This is a genomic window from Lacinutrix himadriensis (assembly GCF_001418105.1).
Taxonomy (GTDB): Bacteria; Bacteroidota; Bacteroidia; order Flavobacteriales; family Flavobacteriaceae; genus Oceanihabitans; species Oceanihabitans himadriense.
Genome location: NZ_LIQI01000006.1, coordinates 28250 through 52027, shown reverse-complemented (window position 1 = coordinate 52027; position 23778 = coordinate 28250). Strand labels below are relative to the sequence as shown.

Here is a 23778-nt window from a genome sequence, read left to right as displayed (position 1 = left end):
TAATTTTATATAATAAAAGTAGGTTCGTATTATGCTATTTAAAAAAATAACATATTCTAGAAGTAAATATATGTTTTTTGATGTATTTAAATAATGTAATTGTTATTTTTGATAAATATTTAACTATAACTAGATTTCCTACTTGAAGGAAATTAAAATTAAACTATATGCAACGCGACGAACAAATCTTTGAACTTATTCAAGCTGAAAAAGAAAGACAGCTTGAAGGTATTGAATTAATAGCTTCAGAAAACTTTGTAAGCGACCAAGTAATGGAAGCTGCAGGTTCTGTATTAACGAATAAATATGCAGAAGGATATCCTGGAAAAAGATATTATGGAGGTTGTGAAGTAGTAGATGAAGTTGAGCAATTAGCAATCGATAGAGCAAAAGCTTTATTTGGTGCAGTATATGTAAACGTACAACCGCATTCTGGAAGTCAGGCAAACACAGCAGTATTTTTTGCTTGTTTAAATCCTGGCGATACTATTTTAGGATTCGATTTATCGCATGGTGGACATTTAACTCATGGATCTTCAGTGAATTTTTCTGGTAAACTATACAACCCTGTGTTTTACGGTGTAAAAAAGGAAACTGGTTTAATAGATTATGATCATGTTGCAGAAGTAGCAGAACGTGAAAAACCAAAATTAATTATTGCAGGTGCTTCGGCATATTCTCGTGATATGGATTTTAAACGTTTTCGTGCTATAGCAGATTCAGTAGGAGCAATTTTAGTAGCAGATATCTCACATCCTGCAGGATTAATAGCAAAAGGAATTTTAAACGATCCGTTACCACATTGTCATATTGTAACTACAACTACGCATAAAACATTACGCGGACCAAGAGGAGGAATGATTATGATGGGACAAGATTTTGATAACCCATTTGGTCAAAAATTGAAAAACGGAAACTTAAAGAAAATGTCTTCGCTTTTAAACTCGGCTGTTTTCCCAGGAAATCAAGGAGGACCATTAGAACATATTATTGCAGCTAAAGCAATTGCTTTTGGTGAAGCACTTACCGAAGAGTATATGCACTACATGTTACAAGTAAAGAAAAACGCAGCAGCAATGGCAGCAGCTTTTGTAAAAAGAGATTATAATATCATTTCTGGTGGTACAGATAACCACATGATGTTAATTGATTTACGTAACAAAGACATTACAGGAAAAGATGCAGAAAATGCTTTAGTAAAAGCAGATATTACTGTGAATAAAAATATGGTTCCTTTTGATGATAAATCGCCATTTGTAACTTCTGGAATTCGTATTGGTACTCCGGCAATTACTACTAGAGGTTTAAAAGAAGAAGATATGGAAGGTATTGTGGAGTTAGTAGATCAAGTAATTACCAACTATCAAGACGAAGAGATGTTAGAAGCTATTGCTGGTAAAGTAAATGCTATGATGCATGATTTACCACTTTTTGTGGATTAATTTAATAAATGCTATTTCGCTTTCGCGGAAAAAAAAAGCCTACTGTTTAGTAGGCTTTTTTAGTTTTTATACTTTCTGAAGTAAATCATCTAGGGATTCAAAATCTTTTCTTTTATATCGAACACCATCTTTATTTCTAATGTAGCGTAATAAGTCGTGTTTTGGACCAGATGTCCAGAAAAACCATGTGTTAATTAAAGCATCATTTTCTTTGACATAAACAGATCCGGAAAGTTTATTGCTAAAAGGGCTTATAGCAGTATCGTAAACCGCTACATCGCTGTTGTTATTATAAACCTCTCTTAATAAAGCTTTTTCATTTTCAATAGTTTTAAAAACAGTATCTGTAGTTGTACTATCTGTTTTATATAGTTTTACTTCATCAATAGTATCAACAGGGTAAATTTTACTATCCTTTTCAGTGTAATGTATAACAACATAATTATCTCCTACAGGATTATTTAAACTTAAATACCCTTCAATGAAATCGCCATTTTTTAAGGTCATCTCACCTAGATAGGGTTTGTTAGGCCTATTATTCAAGTCATCATTTATACTGTTAAACAATAAAACTAGACTTAATGCTTCTATAGACTCTGCATTGGATTTAGATTTATTCTGCCCAATTGTTGGTGTCGAAAAAGACAAGAATAATAAAACTAAGAGTACTGGAATACCTGTTTTAAATTTCATAATAATTGCGTTTTAAAGGTTTATATAAATAAAAAATTATCAATAATTATACCAAAAAACAAGTTAATAGCTTAAAAATCATGCTTGTTGAGTTTCATTAATGTATGTAGCTTTCCTCTTTTTGTAAGAAGGAGAATGAATATCTGTTTTTGAACAGGAGGAAAGAGGAGTTAAGATAATTAGGAATGTTAATTTTAAAATAGCTTCGCATTTTGGGTCAAATTCTCCGATTCCGAAAAACGGAAGCCCCTCTCTTTAGCTAAAGAGAGGAGCAAGTATTTACTTTAATTTTTATAAGATAGCAGCTCTCCTCTTTTGTTAAAGAGGAGAATGAATTTTAATTTCTACAGGAAATTGAAAGAAAGAGGAGTTTTGTTTATTTAAAGTTATTCTCAATTTCCATTAATATAGAAGATAGATTATCAAAAACCATTTTGTTTTCAAACCTAATTACTTTGTAACTCAAGTTTTCTAAATATTTTGTTCTTTCATTGTCTTTTTCAATTTGTAGAGCGTTATTGTGTATTTCTCCATCTAATTCAATTATTAGCTTATGTTCTGCCCAGTAAAAATCGACAATGTAATTACCTATACTATGTTGTTTTGTAAAACGTTTGTTTTTAAATTTTCTAGCTTTTAAAACATTCCATAAATACGCCTCAGCAGGAGTTAGCTTTTGTCTTAATATTGCTCTTAAAGTTTTAAGTTCTTTTTTAGTATGAATTTTATTTTTATTCATAGTTTGAAGTTAAATATTTCTCATCAATTTAACAAAAAAACATAATCGTAAAAGGCTCTCCTCTTTTTGTAAAGAGGAGAATGAATTTAAATGCTTTTTGGCATTTGAAGAAAGAGGAGTTAAGATAATTAGGAATGTGAATTTTAAAATAGCTTCGCATTTTAGGTCAAACTCTCCGATTCCGAAAAACGGAAGCCCCTCTCTTTAGCTAAAGAGAGGGGCAGTTGTTATTTGAGATTTTGGTTATAGGAACGAGGTGTTTTGAATACATACAGCATTGTTTTCTAATTATATAAAAACATAATCGTAAAAGGCTCTCCTCTTTTTGTAAAGAGGAGAATGAATTTAAATGCTTTTCGTATTTGAAGAAAGAGGAGTTAAGATAATTAGGAATGTGAATTTTAAAATAGCTTCGCATTTTGGGGCAAACTAGCCGATTCCGTACAACGGAAGCCCTCTCTTTAGCTAAAGAGAGGAGCAGGTTCTAACTATAATATTAATCTACTCAAAAGTAATATGCTGATAAGCTCCTAAATCTGGAGTAGTAGTTCTATTAACACCAAGAATATCTAAAGGAACTTGGGTAGCAAAAAACGCATTTCCTTGGTTGTTTGCTGCAGAATCATCACCAATAATAAAATCGTTTGCACTAGTATCTCTAAAATCGGGATCTTGATTAAAGAGCATATTTTCGTATAAAGCAACATTAGCAAAATCATAATTTGCTCCAGAAAAGGTATTACTTGTATCGCTAAATCGGACTAAACAATTAGTAAATTTAAAATTGAAAGCTAAAGAAGTATCTTCAATTTCATCGAGTATAAATTCCGGATTATCATTTCCGTAGATAATACAGTTATTAAAATTAGCTTCTGTTAAATTGGCTAAAAAAGTAGCGTCTGCTGTTTCTTGAAAATTATTGATAAGTAACGCAGGAAATTGTCTAAAACTATTAGACCAATAATTAGCAATAGTACAATGTGTAAGATTATATTTTCCACCTAAAGTAATAGCAAAACTAGTTTGTCCGGCATTATTTACGACTAAATTGGTAGCTTCAATAGAGGTATTTCTTCCTAAAACACCAAAGTTACTAGAGTTGTAAATTTGCGAATTGGTTATGGTTAATTTGTTTGTAGCTTCGTTAGGGTTTCCTTCACTTAAAATACCAACAGATGCATTTTTTATAGTTGCATGATTTATGGAATTATTAATACTTCCTTCTAACAACCAAATTGTTCCCCATTGTCCTGGTACATTTGCAAAAGCAGGTTCTAATCTGTCTCCTTCAAAAATCACTTCGTTTTCTAATAATTTTTGGTCTGTACTTATTTCTCCATTAACTTGTAAGGAAGCACCTTCTGCAACTAAAAGTCCAGAATTGGCATGAAAATGCACTCTTGCTCCAGCTTCAATATTTAATGTTTGATTGTTTGGTACTGCTGCATAGCCATAAACTACATACGGTTTTTGGTTGGTAAAGGTTAATTCATCGGATTCTAAATATCTACCTTGAATTTCGGTTTCAATAGATTCACCTCCAATATCTATGGTAAGGGTTTCAATAATTCCTGTAGTATTATCTTTATCTGGATAAATAAAGACAGCGTCTTGAACAAGCGTTACCAATTCTACGGTTTGTAGGTTTCCTCCAGCATCGAATTCTATTTTATCGGTGTATAAAAAATCGTCACTAAGAGCTGGTAAGTCGTTAATATCTATCGTGGTTTCGACAAAAATATACATGCTGTCTTTTGCAAGAATTTCTACATTATCAAAAGATTTCCCAGCAATACCATCTACATTTAATCGGTATTCAGAACTTTCACCTAAAGCCAATTTTACGTTTGGTATACTAATATCTTCATCACTTCGGTTATATACTTTTAAGTTATACGTACTAGAACCAATATTGGTGAATACAGTATCTAAATAAATAGTGTCTTTAGAAAAACCAAGATTACCATTGCTAGAGGAAAAGTTAAAGTCTTTTCTACAAGAACTCCAAAGTAAAAGAAAGCTGAAACAGATTAAAAAGTATAGTGTCTTTTTCATATATAATAAACAGATTGAAAGGCAAAAATAGTAAAATGCGATTTAAACGTTAAAAATATAACTTTTGAAACTAGCTTTTAGTATCTATTCCATATTATTTAATTTAAAATAGCATCAATTTCTTTGGTAACACGAGTAGGACGTTTTGTTTGTTTAGCCATTAAACACCAAGTGGTTTCTGCTTTTAGTAGTATTTTTTGTGTGCTATTGTTATGCATTTCTATGATGCTTTTTGCTGTAGCACCTTGTGCATCCATAAACTTGGTAGTTATTTTTACTTCGTCATATAAATGAGCAGAGGCTTTGTAGTCTACGATATGTTTTTTAACCACCCAAAAATAGGAATTATAGATGTCTTCTGTTGCAATTTGTTTCCAATGTGCTTTGGCTATATCTTGAATCCATTGTATATAGCGAATGTTATTAACGTGGTTGAATTCGTCTAAATCTTCATTAGTAACAGTAACTGAAAATTCGAAGGTTTTTTTAAAGTCCATTTAATAGCGTATTTAATTAAAAATAGTGTTTAATAAAAATTGGCTATTAATCATTGGCTTTCTGTAGAAAGGTGATTATTTAAATATAGTAAAGAGGAGGTTCTCTGGAAATTAAATTGGTTATAAAACCATTTTTTTAGTTGTTATGCAGTATTGTGTAATGATCTAATTATCAAATAGTTTGAAATATTAATTACTTGCTATAAAAAAAGATCTCTAATTTCTGAAGTAATACGAGTAGGTTTTTGTGTTTTCTTACTGATTAAACACCAGTTGGTTGTCGATTTAGCTAATAATTTTGAGGTGTCTTTGTTGTAAATCTCAACAATTCTGGTAGATTTTACTCCTTCCGATTTAGAGACGTAGGTCTTAATTAAAATAGTATCGTTTAAATATGCAGCTTGTTTATAGTCTATATGATTAGATAGCATGACCCAGAAATATTCCTCTTTAATAGTAGGAGTAGCAATTTGTTCCCAGTTTTGTTTTGCAATATCATTTACCCATTGTACATAACGTACATTATTAACATGATTTAGATCGTCTAAATCATGTTCTGTAACTACTATTGTGGTTTCAAAAGGTTTCAAATTATTCTTTAATTATTTCAACTTCAAATAATTTATCCCAGCGTTTTCCTGTAATAAAAAGTGTTTTTGTTTCCGGATTGTATGCAATACCATTTAATACATCTAAACCTTGGTGTTGTGTGACTTGCTTTTTTAATGGCGAAAAATCTATAACACCTTCAATTGCTCCGTTGGTAGGATTAATAATGGCAACACCATTTTTTTGATAACGATTTGCGTATATTTTTCCGTTTACCCATTCTAGTTCATTTAGTCCAACCACTTTTCCTTGGCTGTGGTATGCTTGAATATAACCTTCTTCAGTAAGTGTTTCTGGGTTGATAGTCCAGATTTTTTCTGTTCCATCACTTTTATATAAGGTTTTATTGTCATTACAAATTCCCCAACCTTCTTTACTGTTATTGTATTTAAAACTTCCCGTTTTTTCAAAAGTATCTGCATTGTACACAAAACCAGTTCCGCTTTGCCAAGTAAGTTGGTATACTTTATTATTTAATACGGTTAAACCTTCACCAAAATAAGCATCTTCTAAATCTACATTCTTTAAAACTTCTCCGGTTTTATAATTTACTTTTCTAAGTTTAGATTCGCCATGTTGTCCTGTACTTTCATATAAGTCCCCATTATGAAATTCTAATCCTTGTGTGTAGGATGTAATGTCATGCGGATATTCGTTTATAATTTTATAGGTATATACTTTAGGAGGTGTATTGTTTAAAACGGTTAGCTTTTGCGAAATAGTTTGCGTTTCACCATCAAAGGTAATAGTCGCTTCTAAGGTTTGTTCCCCAAGTTTTGTGTTTTGTAATGTTGTTTCTTCTGAAATAGTCTCTCCATTTAAAGTATAGCTTACAGATGTAATGGTATGCTTTTTAGGATTTTTTATAGACAGATTTAAGGCTTCTCCTAGAGCTAAAGCATTATTTTTTGCATTAGTAACAAGGGTAAAGTCGTTTTTTTTCTGTGTAGTACTACTTCCGCAGGATGAAATAAAAAGAGCTAAAAATATGATTGTGAGTAATTTGAATGTTCTCATGTTGGATTAAAAGTTTTATGCAAGATATTTATTAAAATTCGATTAAAAAAAACATTGTAAAAAAATAAAAAGTTTGTACCTTTGCAGTCGGCAAGTCCTACACAACTAGCTCCTGTTGAATCCTCCAGGTCGGGAACGAAGCAAAGGTAAATGGTTGAGCAGTGTGATGTAGGTAGCTTGCCTTTTTTTATGCAATAAACTCAAATCTTGAAAGCAATAGCGAATCAAGATTTTTTTGGTTTATAGAATTCCTATAATAATGGGAATCTCTCCATTAAAATTGTATTTTTGAAATCCTAAAAATATATGTATGTCTAAAGTTGTTTTAATTACTGGAGGTTCTTCAGGAATAGGTAAATCTGTTGGTGAATTTTTATCCGAAAAAGGATATATCGTTTATGGTACTAGTAGAAATCCGAAAAATTATACTTCAAGTACGTTTAAAATTATTGCTTTAGATGTCACCAAAACAGAAACCATTACCACAGCCATTAAGGAAGTTGTAGCAGCAGAAGGTAGGTTAGATGTCCTTATAAATAATGCAGGTGTTGGTATTACAGGTCCTATTGAAGAAATACCGGAAGCTGAAATTAAAGCCAATTTTGAAACTAATTTTTTTGGACCAATAAATGTAATTAAGGCTGTTTTACCGCAAATGCGAAAGCAACAATCTGGTTTAATAATTAATATTACTTCTATTGCTGGTTATATGGGACTTCCATATAGAGGGATTTACTCTGCAAGTAAAGGTGCTTTAGAAATTATTACCGAAGCTTTTAGAATGGAAATAAAAGATTTTAATATAGAGATGACAAATATTGCTCCTGGCGATTTTGCTACCAATATTGCTTCTGGACGTTTTCATGCACCAATACAAGAAAATTCACCATACAAAAAACCGTATGGTAATACGCTAAAGTTAATGGATGCGCATGTAGACGAAGGTAAAGACCCTTTGCTTATGGCAAAAGCGGTTTATAAAGTAATAAATACAAAAAAACCTAATGTGCACTATAAAGTAGGGGAGTTTATGCAAAAATTTTCCATTGTTTTAAAACGTATATTGCCAGATAAAGTGTACGAAAAAATGTTATTAAACCATTACAAATTGTAAGGTAGAGTACTATTCTTCTGACCAAAGAAAAATTATTAATTAGATTTCTGTTTATTCAGAAAATAGATATGAGAAAAATAAAAAACGGATTAGTATTATTTTTTATGCTTTTAGCAAGTACTACTTTTGCACAATTAATTAGTATAAATGATGCAGCTGATGCAGAGTCTACTTATGGTCTGCAACAATTAGTAGAAGATGTTCTTATAGCTAGTGATTGTGCAGTTATTGATAACTTTTCTGAGCAAGCATCGGGTATACCAACAAATTCGCAAACAAAAAGTTATGGTTATTTTAAAACCCCAACAGGAAGTAATTTCCCATTTGAAAGTGGTGTAGTTTTAACCACTGGAAGAGCTTTTCCTGCAGGAAATGTAAGAAATAATAGTAGTCCTTTTCCTGATTTTGGTAATGGATTGCCTGGAGATGCAGATCTAGAAGCTGCTTTATCTCAGAATAACACAAATGATGCTACTTTTGTAAAGTTTAATTTTACACCAACATCTAGCGATTTTAGTTTTAGATTTTTAATGGCGTCTGAAGAGTATACTGGAAGTGATGAATGTCTTTATGCAGATAGTCTTGCTTTTTTATTAAAAGAAGTAGGTACAGCGACTTATACTAATTTGGCTGTTTTACCAGACGGAACTCCGGTTAGTGTAACCAATATAAATAACTCAGGAACTTGTTCTGCAAATGTAAATTTCTTTGCCGGATATAATCTTGGTAGTACAAATTATGGCGGAAGAACCGAAGTTTTAACAGCAAATGCTGTGGTAATACCAAATCAAGCTTATGAAATAAAAATCGTAATAGCAGATCAAAGAGATTCAGCATACGATTCTGCCATTTTTTTAGAAGCAGGAAGCTTTAATCTTGGTTTAGATATAGGAGAAGATGTCACGTTTTCTTCTGGAAATCCAGTTTGTGGTAGTACAAGCTACACAATAGATACACAAATTCCTGTTACCGATGCCGCACATATATGGTTTAAAGATGGTGTTGAAATTATTGGAGAAATTAGTCAAACCCTAGATGTTACAGTTGCTGGTGTATATAAAGTAGAAGTAGCATACGGAACTACTTGTATAGCCACAGATGAAATTGTTATAGAGTTTACCCAAATCCCAGTTGCAAACCCAATTGATGACCAATTTATTTGCGATGATAATAATGACGGTTTTAATACTTACAATTTTCAAGTATTTAATGACATAGTTCTTGGTGCACAAGCTGCTGCAGATTATACTGTAACATATCACACTTCTCAAATAGATGCCGAAACTGGGGATAGCCCAATAACTACAGATTATACCAATCAAAATGCTTATGTGTTAGAAACCATATTTGTTAGAATAGTAGACAATACTTATGATTATTGTTATGGTACTAGTACTTTCGATATTGCTGTTTTTAATTCGCTAACAGCTGCTAATCCGCAACCATTACATGCTTGTGATGTAGATACAGATGGGTTTGATCGTTTTGATTTAACATTAGCAGAACCAGATATTTTAAATGGTTTACCTGCTGCTAATTATTCGATTGATTATTATGAAAATGAAGATGATGCTATTCTTGGTAACACGATACAAATAGCTACACCTACAAATTATAGCAACACAGTAGCAACCACACAAATTGTATACACAAGAGTACAACCAATAACTAATGAATGCTTTCAAGTGGTACCAATAACAATTATTGTACATCCTTTTTTAGATATTAATTTAGACGATAAATATCTTATTTGCTTAGCAGCAGATGATAGTGTATTGGCTCCAGTTGAAATAGATACAGCATTACAAACGTCGCCAATAGACACCCACTTAAGTGGAACAGAATATCTTTTTCAATGGTATGAAGGGGAAGACGTTTTAGCAGCAAATAGTATTCCGGGAGCAACACAATCTGTTTATAATGCTACTACTATTGGGGTTTATACCGTGCATGTTACTAATATCATAACGCAATGTACGTATGAAGATACTACCGAAGTTGTTTCATCTTATCCTCCAGAAAGTATTTCTGTGAGAGTGCTTACTAGTGCTTTTTCAGAAAACAGTAGTTTAGAGGTAACCGTTACCGGAATTGGTACGTATGAATTTAGTTTATATGAAGGCTATTGGCAAAATTCTCCAATATTTGAAAATGTTTTAGGAGGAGAACAAATTGTTAAAGTAAGAGATGTTTATAATTGTGAAGAATTAACTTTTGAAGCTATTATAATAGATTACCCTAAAGTGTTTACACCTAATAATGATGGATATAATGATACCTGGAATATTCTAGGAGTTAATAACCAATTAGGCGCAAAGATTTATATTTTTAATAGATATGGCGTGTTAATAAAACAGTTAAATCCTTCTAGTGCAGGTTGGGATGGGACCTTTAATGGTCAAGATTTACCGACTTCAGATTATTGGTTTAGCGTAGAGTATATAGATCCTATAAATAATACGAAGAAAGAGTTTAAATCGCATTTTACACTTAAAAGATAAGTATTTTCTGTTTGGTGTAGTTGGGATTAAATAGAGTTAAAACAAAGTAAATGGGGATATTAGGAAAGCTATTTGGTACAGATAAGTTAAAAGTTACAGATACCGATTTTGGAGAAATAGAAAGTTTTAGCACTAACGGAGATAGAATAGGTTGGCTAGTAAATAGAAGGTATCTAGATACCGATGTTGAAATATTAATTGATGGTAATATCGAAGGCCTTTTTAAAGCCCAAAAACAAATTTTACTTCAAGCCTTAAATAATGAGTCGGCTGTAAAGTTGGAAGCAGAAAATGCGCTAAAAGAACAATATGAAAATGCAGAATTAGCATTTACTTCTTTAGATACACATTTTCAATTAAAAGGAATATCTGTTAATACCGAAGGATTTGAAATGATATTTCAGGAAAAAGAAGGTAAAAACTATTTCTTTTCTGTGCATTTTAAAAACAACAAACAAATAGGCGTTTCTATAGACGGATAGGAGATAAGAAGGAGATGTAAACGTTTCAGGTACTATTGATTCAATAATCCTAATAACTCTTCTTCAAATTGAATAGAAAATAAATTGGTATGTGGATCTATAATTTTTCCTTTTCTATCTACCAACATTACTTTTATTATTGGGTTTATAGCCAATGTTTCTTTTGCTAGTTTCGGATCCTTTAATTGGTATTCATTTCGATAGGTTAAATCATATTGCTGTAAAACCCGACTTTTATCTCTTAAATGAGAATCATCGATATTTATAGAAATAAAGTTTACTTCTGGGTATTTTAACATCAAGTCTTTTACTTTAGCATGACTTTCTTGTAAATGAGATTTGTAATCTTTAGACCAAAAATATAAAGCAGTAGGCTTTTTAATTAATTTATGTAAATCTACTTCTTGATTTTTATACGTTACCAAAGTTACATTTGGTATTTTATTTCCAGTCTGTAATTGCTTTAGAGATTTAACTAACTTTTCAATATAGTTTTTGTCTTTGGTATCCGTGCTTTTTTCGTAATAGAAATCCAGAAAAGCATCTAGCTCTTTTATATTTTTTGTTTTATTAATGTAGTCAATAGATGAGATACTTAGCAAAGGGTTTTTAATGTCTTTATCTGTGATCAAGCTATCAATTAGTTTCAGTTTATCTAAATTATAACAGTAAGAATTTCTTTTTAATATACTGTCTTTCGATTTTTTTAAATGTTCTGATAAAGCTAGATTTTTAAAATGGTATCTTAAAAAAGTCTTGTAGGTAAAGTAGTCCTTTAGAGCAATACTATTATAATCGATATTTTTTCTATAGTCATAAAAATTTGCAGGTAACGATTGTAAATTCTTTATTTCATTATCACCATAATAAGCAAACGGATAAATTTCTTTACTTAAATAGTAGTTGTAGTCAATATTGCCTTTTGCAATTTTCTGAAACAATTTTGAAGTAGTGTTTTTTTCAAGAAACAGGTTTAAGTTAGCGTTTCTAAGTCTTCTAATAGAATCTATTTTTCTTTCAAAAGCAATAGGTTCTAGTTGATAGTAGCGTAATATTTTTTCGTTTATTTCTTCATTCTCAAGAAACATGTTGATTAAATAATTATTCTTTTTTGCTCCATTTCCTGTAAATACCAAAGATTCATCAAAATCTATAGTATTTAATCGAATCATAATACTATCCTTTGGCTCTAGTAAAGCCAATTGAAATTCTTCTCCATTTTGAGACTGAAGTTTAAAAGTATATAAACCGCTTTCTAAATAATTTAATTTATATAAAAATCTATTTTTTGTATCTAATAAAATAGTATCAATTATGGTATTAGATTTACGTATAATTAGCTGTTTATCAATTGGGTTTATTATTTCACCACCAATATAAGCCGTTTCACCTTCGTTTGTAGCAACATCATTTTTGCATGAAAAAAAGGTAAGTGTTAATAATAGTATGGAATAAAGTAATCTCATATATAGGTGAAAAACGTAGTTAAGTCGCTTTAACAAAAGTATGCCTTGCAAGTTATACCTCTTGTTAATTCGCTGTTAAAAGTTATAACAAAGTGATCAAATTTAAACTTTTAATAAATGTTATTTTAGCGATAGAAGTTTCTTCTTATGGTTTGAATTTTCTACTTTTGCATCCTCATTCACCAAAGCTAAGGTGAAGGTGTTAAAAAAAATTAAATACAATTATGTTATCAGTTTCTAATCTTTCCGTTCAATTTGGAAAACGAATTCTTTTTGATGAAGTAAATACAACTTTTAATAACGGAAATTGCTATGGTATTATTGGTGCCAATGGAGCAGGAAAATCTACTTTCTTAAAAATTATTGCTGGAAAGCAAGATCCAACATCTGGACATGTTCATTTAGAAGCAGGGAAGCGTATGTCTGTTTTAGAACAGGATCACAACTTGCATGATGAAGACACTGTTTTAGAAACAGTTTTAAAAGGAAATAAACCTTTATATAAAATTAAAGCAGAAATAGATGCTCTTTATGCAGACTATACCGATGCTAATGCCGAAAAAATTGGAGAGCTTCAAGTAAAGTTTGAAGAAATGAATGGTTGGAATGCAGAAAGCGATGCCGCTACCATGCTTTCTAATTTAGGTATTAAAGAAGATGCGCATTATACCTTAATGAAAGATTTGGATGGAAAACAAAAAGTACGTGTTTTATTAGCACAAGCTTTGTTTGGTAATCCAGATGTGTTAATTATGGATGAGCCTACCAATGATTTGGATTACGAAACTATTTCTTGGTTAGAAAATTTTCTTGCAAATTATGATAGTTGTGTCATTGTAGTATCGCATGATAGACACTTTTTAGATTCGGTTTGTACACATATTTCTGATATTGATTTCGGAAAAATTAATCACTTCTCTGGTAACTATACCTTTTGGTATGAATCTTCGCAATTAGCAGCAAGACAACATGCACAACAAAACAAGAAAGCCGAAGACAAAAAGAAAGAATTAGAAGAATTTATTCGTCGTTTCTCTGCTAACGTTGCAAAATCGAAACAAGCAACAAGTAGAAAGAAAATGATTGATAAGTTAAATATTGAAGACATTAGACGTTCTAGTCGTCGTTATCCAGCACTTATTTTTGAAAGAGATAGAGAAGCAGGAGATCAAATATTAAATATTGAAGGCTTGGCTGCTTCTATTGAAGGGGAAACTCTTTTTAAAGACATCGATTTAAATTTAAATAAAGGAGATAAAGTGGTTATTTTCTCTAGAGATTCTAGAGCTACAACAGCATTCTACGAAATTTTAAATAACAAAATACAACCAGATGCAGGAAAATTTGCTTGGGGAGTTACTACTACGCAATCTTATTTACCATTAGATAATAGTGAGTTTTTTAAAAATGATTTATCTCTAGTAGATTGGTTACGTCAATGGGCAACTACAGAAGAAGAAAGAGAAGAAGTTTTTATTAGAGGCTTTTTAGGAAAAATGATCTTTAGTGGAGAAGAAGCACTAAAAAAATCGAATGTACTTTCTGGAGGAGAAAAAGTACGTTGTATGCTATCTAGAATGATGATGGTAAGAGCTAATGTTTTACAGTTAGACGAACCAACAAACCATTTAGATTTAGAAAGTATTACGGCGTTTAACAACTCGCTTACAAACTTTAAAGGTACCGTCTTGTTTTCTACGCATGATCATGAGTTTGCACAAACACTAGCAAATAGAGTAGTAGAGCTTACGCCAAATGGTGTAATAGACAGACATACTTCTTTTGATGAGTATATGCAAGATTCTAAAATTAAAGAGTTACGCGATAAAATGTATACCGTTTAATCGTAAATACATAGATAAAAAAAATCCTGAAGTTTTTGCTTCAGGATTTTTTTTGCTTTTCTGTTATTGAACTATCTAAGCTTGCATCTCTGCAGTAACACTTTCTATAATAGGCACGGCAGTATCTAGTTCATCTTTATTAACATATAATTCTTGTGTACCTTGGTTAAATGTACCAAAACCTCCTAATCTACCAGATTCCGATTCGTCTTTAATAATAGCACGAATACCAATAGCTTCTAGTTTATCAACCATTAATTGTGTTACAATAAAATTTCCTGTGTAGATTTTAATATAATTAGACTCTTCCATAGTTTTTAGATTTTGTGTTCTCTTAAAGTTACAAAAAAAATACCATATTTAAACGATTTTTTTTGTTTTCAAAAGTGCTTTAATAGTCGTTATTTATTGCGTTATCTTACGTTTAATAAAAAAAAATATTACTAAAGTTGCAGTGAAATGATTATATAACGTTTTAAAAACTATCTTTGTCATTATAAATTAATCAATATATATTACGATGAGTAAAGGAACAGTAAAATTTTTCAATGATTCTAAAGGATTTGGATTTATTGTAGAAGACGACAACAACAAAGAGCATTTTGTACACATTTCTGGTTTAATCGATGAGATTAGAGAAGGAGACGCTGTAGAATTTGAACTTACAGAAGGAAAAAAAGGATTAAACGCAATAAACGTTAAAGTAATAGACTAAGTATTACAATTCTTTAAAAAGACAAAAGCCTTTTCAGAAATGAAAAGGCTTTTTTGTGTTGATATTTTATTAGATTTTTTAAAATTACATTGTTGTACGTTGTAATTTTATTAAGGATTAAGTACTAAAGTAATTATATAATCGGTATGCACCAAAGCCAATCATTACCAAAGATAATGCGAGTCTTAAAGTCGTGATTAATTCATTTCCGAAAAAATATCGGTAAACAATATAACTACCAAGACCTAAAAATATTAATCCAGATATTAAGCTAAATACACTTTTTTGTGGTGTTCTATTTTCCATATTTTGTGTTTATCTTAACTCCGCGCCAAGCTGTTTTTCAAAATTTGCTTGTAGCTTATTCATAATCTTATCAATCTGCTTGTCGGTAAGCGTTTTGTTTTCATCTTGTATTGTAAAACTAACCGCATAACTCTTTTTACCTTTTGGTAAGTTTTTACCTTGGTAGACATCAAACAAATTCACGGCTTTTAAAAGTTGCTTTTCTGTTTGTTTTGCTATAGTATGAATAGATTCAAAAGAAACTGCATCATCTAATAATAAAGCAAAATCTCTACGTACTTCTGGGTACTTCGGAATTTCTTTAAATTTGATTTTATTGTGTTTCGCAACTTCAATAATATTATCCCAATTAAAATCGGCAAATAATACTTCTTGGCTAATTCCAAAATGCTTTAAAATATTCTTCTTAACTAAACCGAAGCTTACTAGTTTGTTTTTTCCTAAACCTAAAGTTAATCCTTCGCTAAAAATAGCATCTTTAGTTGGTGTTTCTTTAAATCTAGTAATCCCTAAACGTTCTAATATACTCGTGATGGTTCCTTTAAAATAAAAGAAGTCACTAGGTTTGTTTAAACCATTCCAAGCTTCAGCAGTTCTGTTTCCAGTTACTAAAAGCGTAAGATGCTTGTGTTCTTCACGATTTTCACTAAAGTTATGATAGGTTTTTCCGAATTCAAAAAACTTAACATTACTACGTTTTCTATTGATATTATAAGAAAGTGCTTCTAATCCAGAAAATAAAAGCGATTGTCTCATTACCGACAAATCATTACTTAATGGGTTTAGCATAACAATATTATGTTCTTCTTTTAGCTGTTCGTCTAATTTAATATACTCCGGAGTCGTTAACGAGTTCGCAAGCATTTCATAAAAACCTTGGGAAGCTAATTGGTTACCAACAATATTTTGCAATTTATGATCTTCAAATTTAGAAGAGTTAGAAATAGAAGCGTTTAACTTATTGGTAAAGCCAATATTATTATAACCATAAACACGTAAAATTTCTTCGATGATATCTGCTTCGCGTTGCACATCATTTCGGTATGCAGGAACGGTTAAACCTAATCCTGTTTCGGTAACATTATTAATTTTTATATCTAAAGAACTTAAAATACGTTTAATAATTTCTTTTGGTATTTCTTGACCAATTAACTTTTCCGCATTTTCAAAACTTAAACGGACTTGGAAGTCTTCTATTTTGTTAGGATATGCATCAATAATATCACTTGTTATTTCTCCTCCAGCAAGCTCTATAATTAATAAAGCAGCACGTTTTAAGGCGTATTCTGTAATATTTGGATCAATACCTCTTTCAAATCTAAAAGAAGCATCTGTGTTTAAAGCATGACGTTTTGCCGTTTTTCTAATGTTTATCGGATTAAAATAGGCACTTTCTAAAAAGATACTTGTGGTATGTTCAGTAACTCCAGAAGCAATTCCGCCAAAAACACCAGCAATACACATTGGTTTTTCTGCATCACAAATCATTAAATCGTCTTCGTGTAACTCTCTTTCTACTTCGTCAAGCGTTGTAAACTTTGTTCCAGCAGCAACCGTTTTTACTTCAATTTTATTTCCTATAATTTTTGCAGCATCAAAAGCATGAAGCGGTTGACCAAGTTCATGTAAAACATAATTGGTAACATCTACTACATTATTTTTCGGAGTTAAACCAATAGATTTTAATCGGTGTTTTAACCAATCTGGTGATTCGGATACTTTTATTCCAGAAATAGTAACCCCGCAATATCTTGGTGCTAATTCCTTGTTTTGTACATCTACATCAATCTTTAGTGTTCTGTTATCTACGTGAAAAGCACTAACGGATGGTGTTATTAACTCTACAGCAATATCTTTTTGTAAAAAACCAGCTTTTAAATCTCTCGCAGTTCCATAATGACTCATGGCATCTGCTCGGTTTGGTGTAAGTCCGATTTCAAAAACCTGATCGTTTTCAATATTAAATAGAGTAGAAGCAAGAGTACCAACAACAGTATCTTCGGCTAAAACCATAATACCATCGTGCGATTTTCCTAAACCTAGTTCATCTTCTGCGCAAATCATTCCATGGCTTTCTTCGCCACGAATCTTTCCTTTCTTAATGGTCCAAGCTTCACCTTCTTCGGTATATAAAGTAGTTCCAATAGTAGCAACAGGTACTTTTTGTCCTGCAGCAACATTAGGTGCACCACAAACTATTTGAACAGGAGCTTCTGTGCCAATATTCACTGTGGTTATCTTTAATCTGTCTGCATTTGGGTGTTGTATACAGGTTAGTACTTCACCAACCACAATACCTTTTAATCCTCCTTTAACAGACTCGTATGCATTAATTCCTTCTACTTCTAAACCTAAGTCTGTAAGTAGTTCTTCGGTTTGTTCTGCTGCCCAATCGGTTTTTATAAACTGTTTTAACCAGTTGTATGATATTTTCATTGCCCTTCTTTAATTTGAAGTGCAAAGATAAAATAATGCAGTTAGCATTCAAGCATTGTTATAAGTTTTGTGGTACGAGTTTTTGGTTAATTTATTAGGAAGAATAAAAGTGTAATATTTAATACGTAATTAATACAGATAGTATAATTATTTCGTGATAATATTAACTTATCTTGCGCTCCTTTATTTGTAGTCAATATAAGTAAAGTAAAAAGTATATTATGGATAACAATCGCAACAAGGAAGACAAAGTAACTCAGATAAATAAAGTAATAGAAAATTACTTTAACACCAATACAGATAAAGATTGGATTCCTGCAAAAGACATCATGCAAGATTTAGTATTAGCAGGTGTTTTTAACAAAGACATTAAAAAAGGTTTGCCGCTTCGAAAAGTTTTACGAGATTTAGATAAGCAAGAATTACTAAATACAATACCTTCTGTACATGCACAACGTACGGAAACTGCTGTATATTGGTACTTAGTAAGAGAAGGTGCTACTTTTGTTCCTGATGAAACGGAAACTGCTGCTTCTAAAAAAGAAAAATTTAAAAACCAAAGAGAGAGTAGTGACGAATTCTATGTTTTAGATCTTTGTGACGAAATACTGAAAGAAAAAGCTTCTCGTAAACATACCTTTTCTTTTTTGCTAGGGGATATGCATAAAAAAGGAAAAACAAGAACAAAATTGCCTTTAGCTGCCTTTTATAAAGATGCGAATTTGGTTATTGAGTTTTTAGAAAAGCAAAACAAAACAGAGGCGGATCTAGAAAAATTAGAAGCGATGACTGTTAGTGGTATTACTAGAAATGAACAAATCAAGAAATACAACAAAAGAAGAAGGTTGGTATTAGAAAAAAAGGAAATTAATTTAATCGAAATTGATTATTCTTTATTTGAATGTGATAATAAAAAGAATTTAAGTCGTAAAAAAGATAGTGATATCGCACTTCTTAGAAAGATTCTTACCAAGTATATAAAATAACTTACCGAAAGTATCTCGATAAGTTATTTTAATAGCTTGTTGCTTTTCAGCAAGTATATGGCTTAGTTATATACTTGCTCAAATTGCTTAAACACTTTTTTGTGAAGCTCTAAATCTAAATTTGGAGAAAGCGATGCACGTACAATATAATCTTTATCACCTTCTTTGGTAGTTCCTTGAGTCGACGTTGCTGGAATAGTCCAGTAACATCCTTTTAATTGTCCGTAACTCACACAAAATTTACTCTCCTTAGGAATTTCTGTAATCATTAAATTTATTAATTTAAGATTAAGCGCTCTTTTATACGTTTCTCTTTCTGCATCTGTATTTCCTTTTGTAGGAAGATCTAAAGAGAATACCGAAGGTGTAAAGCCTTGTTCTGCTAATTCCTCAGACACAAAATTGATTTTTGCTCCTGGTAAAGTATCCTGAATAAAGTTTACAAATTCACGAGTATTGGTATATGCATCTATAATTCTCTGATTCATAGAAGGCAGTTGCTTTGCTAATATTTCATATTGAAGATTGGTAGCTTCGTTATCACAAAGTGCCAAATGCAATGCAATCTTTTCCATTAAAGCAATGGTTTTTTTGTTTCCTACGCAATAACCAGCAGTACATTTTCCACCACTTGGAAATTTAGAACCACTCGCAAAAGAAATGGTTCTAACGCTTGCTAGAATATCATCTTCTCCTAAAAAGTGTACATTCGGACAAAAAGTTTGGTCTAAAATAAAAACGGGGTCGATAGCAATTGCACCAGTTGCAGTTTTGCGTTCTCTGCTTAAAACTTCTTTTAATTGAATTAAATCCGGAACTTCTACTCTTGGGTTTGTTGGTATTTCGGCAATGATATAAGGTATGGCGTCTTGCTTTGCAATTTCGGTTAAAACGCTATCAATACTTTGCACCATATCATTATCGCCATCTACTAGAAGATCTACTATTTCTACATTATCCATACAAGCAGCAACACGTCTTGCTTGGTCATTGGTACCACCATAACAATTTGGAGGAACCACGATTTTAATCGCTTTTCCTTTATTATTTTCTAAGGCATCGTGTACTAATCCCATTAAAATGGCATACTGAATAGATAATCCGCTAGAAGCAACCAAAGGTTTTGTTTGAGAAGCTGTAATTGCAGCAACAGATTCTAAGACACTTGTTTTACTTGCGGCATCTCTTTGCTTGTCTGCAATAGAAGATTGCGTTATTAATGCTTCTAAGGCAGTAAGACAATTAGCCGGAGTCATTGCAATGGATTCTCTACGACGTACATGCTGAATGTCGGAAACGTAACTTTCGTTTTTCTCACCGTTAACTAGTAGCACACTTCCTAAATGTCCATGTAAATGGATGAAAAAGTCCACATTAGTATTATTATCTATAGTATTGATTTTATCTTCTTGGGAAAGGAAAATGCTAGTTCCATTATATTCAGAAATATCTGCTACTTTTTCAACTTGCTTTAATTCGAAGGTATAGCCATAAATATCTCTTAGTGTTTCTGCATCAAAACAAGCAGGTAATGCGCCAGTATAAGCGATTTGCGTGTTTTTATTTTCTAATACATTTTTTCTTAGAATAGCCAAAATAGGCATGGTCTTCGAAGAAAAACTGATGACATTTTCTGGTTTTTGATCCTGCAAGTTTGCAAGTGCCCATTCTAGAACACAAGATAAAGGATGACCTAATCGAATATAATCATAAGCAGTAGGTAATTCCTTTAATGCAGAAGGCGTGTAATCATTCTTCTTGTATAAACTTTCCAACTGTTCTGTAAATTGCACTTTCGCTAACTTCTCCTCATAAATATCTAGTCGATGCGTGGTTAGGTTTAGCCAGTCTGTTGGCATGTTTTCTAATACATTTTTTATATAGTTTAGCATAGTATTTGCTTTTGTAATGTGAACCTTTAAATAAGGATGCAAGGTACAATACATAGGGGATTTAATTACGCTGTAGAATGTGAAAAGTTTGTTATTTTTAGGAGTGGGTAAGGAGGTTTTTTAGTATGTGGTTTGCTTAAGCGACTACTTTAGAGAATAGTAAGTAGTCTAATTACATAGAGTTAATGATGTCTATTGTTGAAAATTGTATTTTTAAAGCATATTATCCAATTCTTGTCTTCCAATAATGGTTATTATCTCCACAACGTTTTCGCTTATTTTGAAGAAAATACTATCCGATCCACAAACACAACGTCGATATCCTTTTTTTATAAAGTCCACAGATTCAAATGAGAATGGGGTTTGCGCAATGGTATCAAAGTACTCAAAAAAAGTGTCAAAGTATTTATCCGCTTGTGCAATTCCAAATTTATGAACACCGTAATGATGTATTCTTATTAAATCCTCTTTTGCCGTATTACTTATTCTGTATTCAGCCATTCAGTAAGTCCTTGGATTGCTTAAGGATTTGCGATTTACTATCGGAAGTAAATCCGCTATTCTCCGCTTTTTCCAGCTTTGTTCTAATCCAGTCTATTTGCGCTTGTTGCTTTCTAGCTTGTCTAATTAAATCGTTGACTAATTCGCTTTTACTTGCGTATTCATTACTGTCTACTTGATCTTTTAGCCATTGATCATTTGGTTTTGTAAAGGAGATGCTTTGTCTAGCCATAACATTGTCTTTTGATGTAAATTTACACCAAATAGGAACCAATTGCAAGTTTTTTAATGTTGTTACTAGCTGTTTTGTGTTAGGTGTGTATTTACGAGATATAATTCCAAATATTTCGATACTTACTCATTTGTCTGTAGGTATTTAATATACTTTGGTTTTCTGCAGCGGCTAAAGAAGGATCTTTGCTAAGTACTTGTTTGGCATGAAAGCGCGCCAATTGTAGTATGTCGTTATCTTTAACAATATCGGCAATTTTAAGGTTTAAAATACCACTTTGTTGGGTTCCCATGATATCTCCAGGACCACGTAATTGTAAATCGACTTCTGCAATTTCAAAACCATCGCTGGTTCTAACCATGGTTTGTATTCTCTTTTTGCTGTTTTCAGAGAGTTTATGGCTGGTCATAAGTATACAGTAGCTTTGCTCTGCACCACGACCAACACGACCACGTAATTGGTGTAATTGTGCCAAACCGAAGCGTTCTGCACTTTCTACAATCATTACAGATGCGTTGGGTACGTTAACACCAACTTCAATTACGGTGGTGGCAACCATGATTTGCGTTTCTCCTTTAATAAAACGTTGCATTTCAAAATCTTTATCTGCAGGTTTCATTTTACCATGCACAATTGAGATTTGGTATTCTGGCATTGGGAAATCTCTAGAGATACTTTCATAGCCATCCATTAAATCTTTATAGTCCATTTTTTCGCTTTCCTGAATTAAAGGATATACCACATAAACCTGTCTTCCTTTTGCAATTTCATCCCGAATAAAACGGAAAACTTTTAGCCGATTTGCATCGTATCTATGTACCGTTTTTATGGCCTTTCTTCCTGCTGGTAATTCATCAATTAAAGAGATGTCTAAATCGCCATAAACAGACATGGCTAATGTTCTAGGAATTGGTGTTGCGGTCATTACCAAAATGTGTGGAGGAGAGGTGTTTTTCTTCCATAATTTACTTCTCTGTGCAACGCCAAATCGATGCTGCTCATCGATAATTGCAAGTCCTAAATTCTTGAATTTCACTTTGTCTTCTAACAATGCATGTGTGCCAATTAAGATCTGTAATTCGCCATTTGCTAGCTCCTCATGAATTTTTTTTCTTTCTGAAGTGTTACTTGAGCCTGTTAGTAGTTTGATTCTGATATTCAGTTCTTTACAGTACTCGGTTAATCCGTGATAGTGCTGTACTGACAAAATAGCAGTAGGCGCCATTAAACAAGCTTGAAAGCCGTTGTCAAGCGCTATTAGCATTGACATTAGTGCTACAATAGTCTTCCCGGAGCCAACATCTCCCTGTAAAAGGCGATTCATTTGCGCATTGCTTCCTAAATCGTGACGAATTTCTTTTAAAACACGTTTTTGCGCGTTGGTTAATTCGAATGGTAAATGGTCTTTAAAAAAGGAATTAAAATAATTTCCAACCGTTGGAAAAGGAAAGCCTTTTATCTTCGATTTATGGATTAAATTTTTTAAAATTAACTGTAATTGTATGTAGAATAATTCTTCAAATTTCAGTCTAAATTGTGCCTTAGAAAGTAGCTCTTGTGTCTTCGGAAAATGGACATTAAAAATAGCTTCTGGTTTAGAAACTAATTTTAATTCTGTACGTATATTTTCAGGTAAGGTTTCTACGAATTTTCCATTACTTTCTAAAAATAATTGTTGCATAATTTTGGTCATTACACGATTGGTAATTCCCTTGTTAGAAAGTTTTTCGGTAGAAGGATAAATGGCTTGCATCGAAGAACGTAAGTTTTCTTCATGCACTTTTTGAAGCTCAATATCTGGATGTGGCATATTAAACTTGCCACTAAACCAGTTGGTTTTTCCGAAGATTACATAGCTTGTGTTGAGTTGTAAGCTTTCTCGAATCCATTTTTGTCCTCGAAACCAAACCAGTTCCATCGTACCGGTTTCGTCTTGAAAGGTTGCAACGAGTCTTTTTCCTCGTTTTTGAGCAATTTCTTCAAACTTTATAATCTTACCAACTAGCTGAACATCCGCATTGTTACGCTGTAATTGGTTGATTTTATAAAACTGCGTTCTGTCTATGTATCTATTCGGAAAAAGATTGAGAAGATCTTGATAGGTATGAATACCAAGCTCCTTGCGAAGCAAATCAGCACGATTTGGTCCAACACCTTTTAAATAATCTATAGGAGTTTGCAGGTTTATACTCATAAAGAACGAAATTAGTGTTTTTGTATATATTTTAAAAGAAAAGGTTTGTCATTCCTG

The 23778-nt window shown here is 31.9% G+C and carries 21 protein-coding genes and 1 other RNA gene; 8 read left to right on the top strand and 14 right to left on the bottom strand.

All coding sequences use genetic code 11. From position 1 onward, the window contains the following. Positions 1–167: 167 nt before the first annotated feature. Complete coding sequence (glyA, locus tag AMD28_RS00685; RefSeq protein ID WP_055442243.1) at positions 168–1442, top strand: serine hydroxymethyltransferase; 1275 nt, start codon at positions 168–170, stop codon at positions 1440–1442. Positions 1443–1508: 66 nt separating this feature from the next. Here the strand turns inward: glyA and AMD28_RS00680 are convergent, their stop codons facing one another. The 6 genes from AMD28_RS00680 to AMD28_RS00655 form a co-directional block, all read right to left on the bottom strand. Then, on the bottom strand, positions 1509–2135 hold the full coding sequence (locus tag AMD28_RS00680) for a hypothetical protein (protein ID WP_055442242.1): 627 nt from the start codon (positions 2133–2135) through the stop codon (positions 1509–1511). A 376-nt stretch (positions 2136–2511) separates the two neighbouring features. After that, positions 2512–2874 (bottom strand): endonuclease domain-containing protein, encoded by a 363-nt coding sequence (locus AMD28_RS00675; protein ID WP_055442241.1) that lies wholly within the window; start codon positions 2872–2874, stop codon positions 2512–2514. A 501-nt stretch (positions 2875–3375) separates the two neighbouring features. Next, positions 3376–4929 (bottom strand): hypothetical protein, encoded by a 1554-nt coding sequence (locus tag AMD28_RS00670; RefSeq protein WP_055442240.1) that lies wholly within the window; start codon positions 4927–4929, stop codon positions 3376–3378. A 98-nt stretch (positions 4930–5027) separates the two neighbouring features. Beyond that, positions 5028–5426: an acyl-CoA thioesterase gene (locus tag AMD28_RS00665; RefSeq protein ID WP_055442239.1), complete on the bottom strand. Its 399-nt coding sequence runs from the start codon at positions 5424–5426 to the stop codon at positions 5028–5030. Positions 5427–5626: 200 nt separating this feature from the next. After that, positions 5627–6016 carry an acyl-CoA thioesterase gene (locus AMD28_RS00660; protein WP_055442238.1) on the bottom strand — a complete coding sequence of 130 codons (390 nt, stop codon included), beginning with the start codon at positions 6014–6016 and terminating at the stop codon, positions 5627–5629. A gap of 1 nt (position 6017) precedes the next feature. Beyond that, positions 6018–7052 (bottom strand): glutaminyl-peptide cyclotransferase, encoded by a 1035-nt coding sequence (locus AMD28_RS00655; RefSeq protein ID WP_055442237.1) that lies wholly within the window; start codon positions 7050–7052, stop codon positions 6018–6020. An 88-nt stretch (positions 7053–7140) separates the two neighbouring features. On the opposite strand from AMD28_RS00655, the gene ffs reads away from it, so the two are divergent. From ffs to AMD28_RS00640, 4 genes are all read left to right on the top strand, one after another. Next, positions 7141–7238: signal recognition particle sRNA small type (gene ffs / locus AMD28_RS18290), an RNA gene on the top strand. A gap of 124 nt (positions 7239–7362) precedes the next feature. After that, positions 7363–8166 carry an SDR family oxidoreductase gene (locus AMD28_RS00650; protein ID WP_055442236.1) on the top strand — a complete coding sequence of 268 codons (804 nt, stop codon included), beginning with the start codon at positions 7363–7365 and terminating at the stop codon, positions 8164–8166. A 68-nt stretch (positions 8167–8234) separates the two neighbouring features. Next, positions 8235–10667 carry a T9SS type B sorting domain-containing protein gene (locus AMD28_RS00645; protein WP_055442235.1) on the top strand — a complete coding sequence of 811 codons (2433 nt, stop codon included), beginning with the start codon at positions 8235–8237 and terminating at the stop codon, positions 10665–10667. A gap of 50 nt (positions 10668–10717) precedes the next feature. Beyond that, positions 10718–11149, top strand: coding sequence for a hypothetical protein (locus tag AMD28_RS00640; RefSeq protein WP_055442234.1), 432 nt, complete (start codon positions 10718–10720; stop codon positions 11147–11149). Positions 11150–11181: 32 nt separating this feature from the next. On the opposite strand, the gene AMD28_RS00635 is transcribed toward AMD28_RS00640, so the two are convergent. After that, the gene (locus AMD28_RS00635; RefSeq protein WP_055442233.1) at positions 11182–12615 is read right to left on the bottom strand and encodes a TlpA family protein disulfide reductase; all 1434 of its coding nucleotides are present in this window, start codon (positions 12613–12615) and stop codon (positions 11182–11184) included. 224 nt (positions 12616–12839) lie between these two features. Here AMD28_RS00635 and AMD28_RS00630 point away from each other — a divergent pair, with 224 nt between their 5' ends. Continuing rightward, positions 12840–14459: an ABC-F family ATP-binding cassette domain-containing protein gene (locus AMD28_RS00630; protein WP_055442232.1), complete on the top strand. Its 1620-nt coding sequence runs from the start codon at positions 12840–12842 to the stop codon at positions 14457–14459. Between the two features lie 75 nt (positions 14460–14534). Here AMD28_RS00630 and AMD28_RS00625 read toward each other — a convergent pair whose 3' ends face one another. Then, on the bottom strand, positions 14535–14771 hold the full coding sequence (locus AMD28_RS00625) for a DUF2007 domain-containing protein (protein WP_055442231.1): 237 nt from the start codon (positions 14769–14771) through the stop codon (positions 14535–14537). 208 nt (positions 14772–14979) lie between these two features. On the opposite strand from AMD28_RS00625, the gene AMD28_RS00620 reads away from it, so the two are divergent. Further along, positions 14980–15174, top strand: a complete 195-nt coding sequence (locus AMD28_RS00620; RefSeq protein WP_055442230.1) for a cold-shock protein — start codon at positions 14980–14982, stop codon at positions 15172–15174. 117 nt (positions 15175–15291) lie between these two features. On the opposite strand, the gene AMD28_RS18455 is transcribed toward AMD28_RS00620, so the two are convergent. Next, positions 15292–15480, bottom strand: coding sequence for a hypothetical protein (locus AMD28_RS18455; protein WP_152975507.1), 189 nt, complete (start codon positions 15478–15480; stop codon positions 15292–15294). 9 nt (positions 15481–15489) lie between these two features. Further along, positions 15490–17916 carry a phenylalanine--tRNA ligase subunit beta gene (gene pheT / locus AMD28_RS00615; RefSeq protein WP_055442229.1) on the bottom strand — a complete coding sequence of 809 codons (2427 nt, stop codon included), beginning with the start codon at positions 17914–17916 and terminating at the stop codon, positions 15490–15492. Between the two features lie 221 nt (positions 17917–18137). Here pheT and AMD28_RS00610 point away from each other — a divergent pair, with 221 nt between their 5' ends. Next, a complete protein-coding gene (locus AMD28_RS00610) occupies positions 18138–18902 on the top strand; it encodes a hypothetical protein (protein ID WP_055442228.1) in 765 nt (254 codons plus the stop codon). Positions 18903–18964: 62 nt separating this feature from the next. Here AMD28_RS00610 and AMD28_RS00605 read toward each other — a convergent pair whose 3' ends face one another. From AMD28_RS00605 to recG, 4 genes are all read right to left on the bottom strand, one after another. Next, complete coding sequence (locus AMD28_RS00605; RefSeq protein ID WP_055442500.1) at positions 18965–20794, bottom strand: PLP-dependent aminotransferase family protein; 1830 nt, start codon at positions 20792–20794, stop codon at positions 18965–18967. 213 nt (positions 20795–21007) lie between these two features. Further along, positions 21008–21295, bottom strand: coding sequence for a type II toxin-antitoxin system RelE/ParE family toxin (locus AMD28_RS00600; RefSeq protein WP_055442227.1), 288 nt, complete (start codon positions 21293–21295; stop codon positions 21008–21010). Then, positions 21288–21527, bottom strand: coding sequence for a ribbon-helix-helix domain-containing protein (locus AMD28_RS00595; RefSeq protein ID WP_055442226.1), 240 nt, complete (start codon positions 21525–21527; stop codon positions 21288–21290). Before AMD28_RS00595 ends, AMD28_RS00600 begins: the two co-directional genes overlap by 8 nt. A gap of 91 nt (positions 21528–21618) precedes the next feature. Beyond that, positions 21619–23721 carry an ATP-dependent DNA helicase RecG gene (gene recG / locus AMD28_RS00590; protein ID WP_055442225.1) on the bottom strand — a complete coding sequence of 701 codons (2103 nt, stop codon included), beginning with the start codon at positions 23719–23721 and terminating at the stop codon, positions 21619–21621. Between the last annotated feature and the right edge of the window lie 57 nt (positions 23722–23778).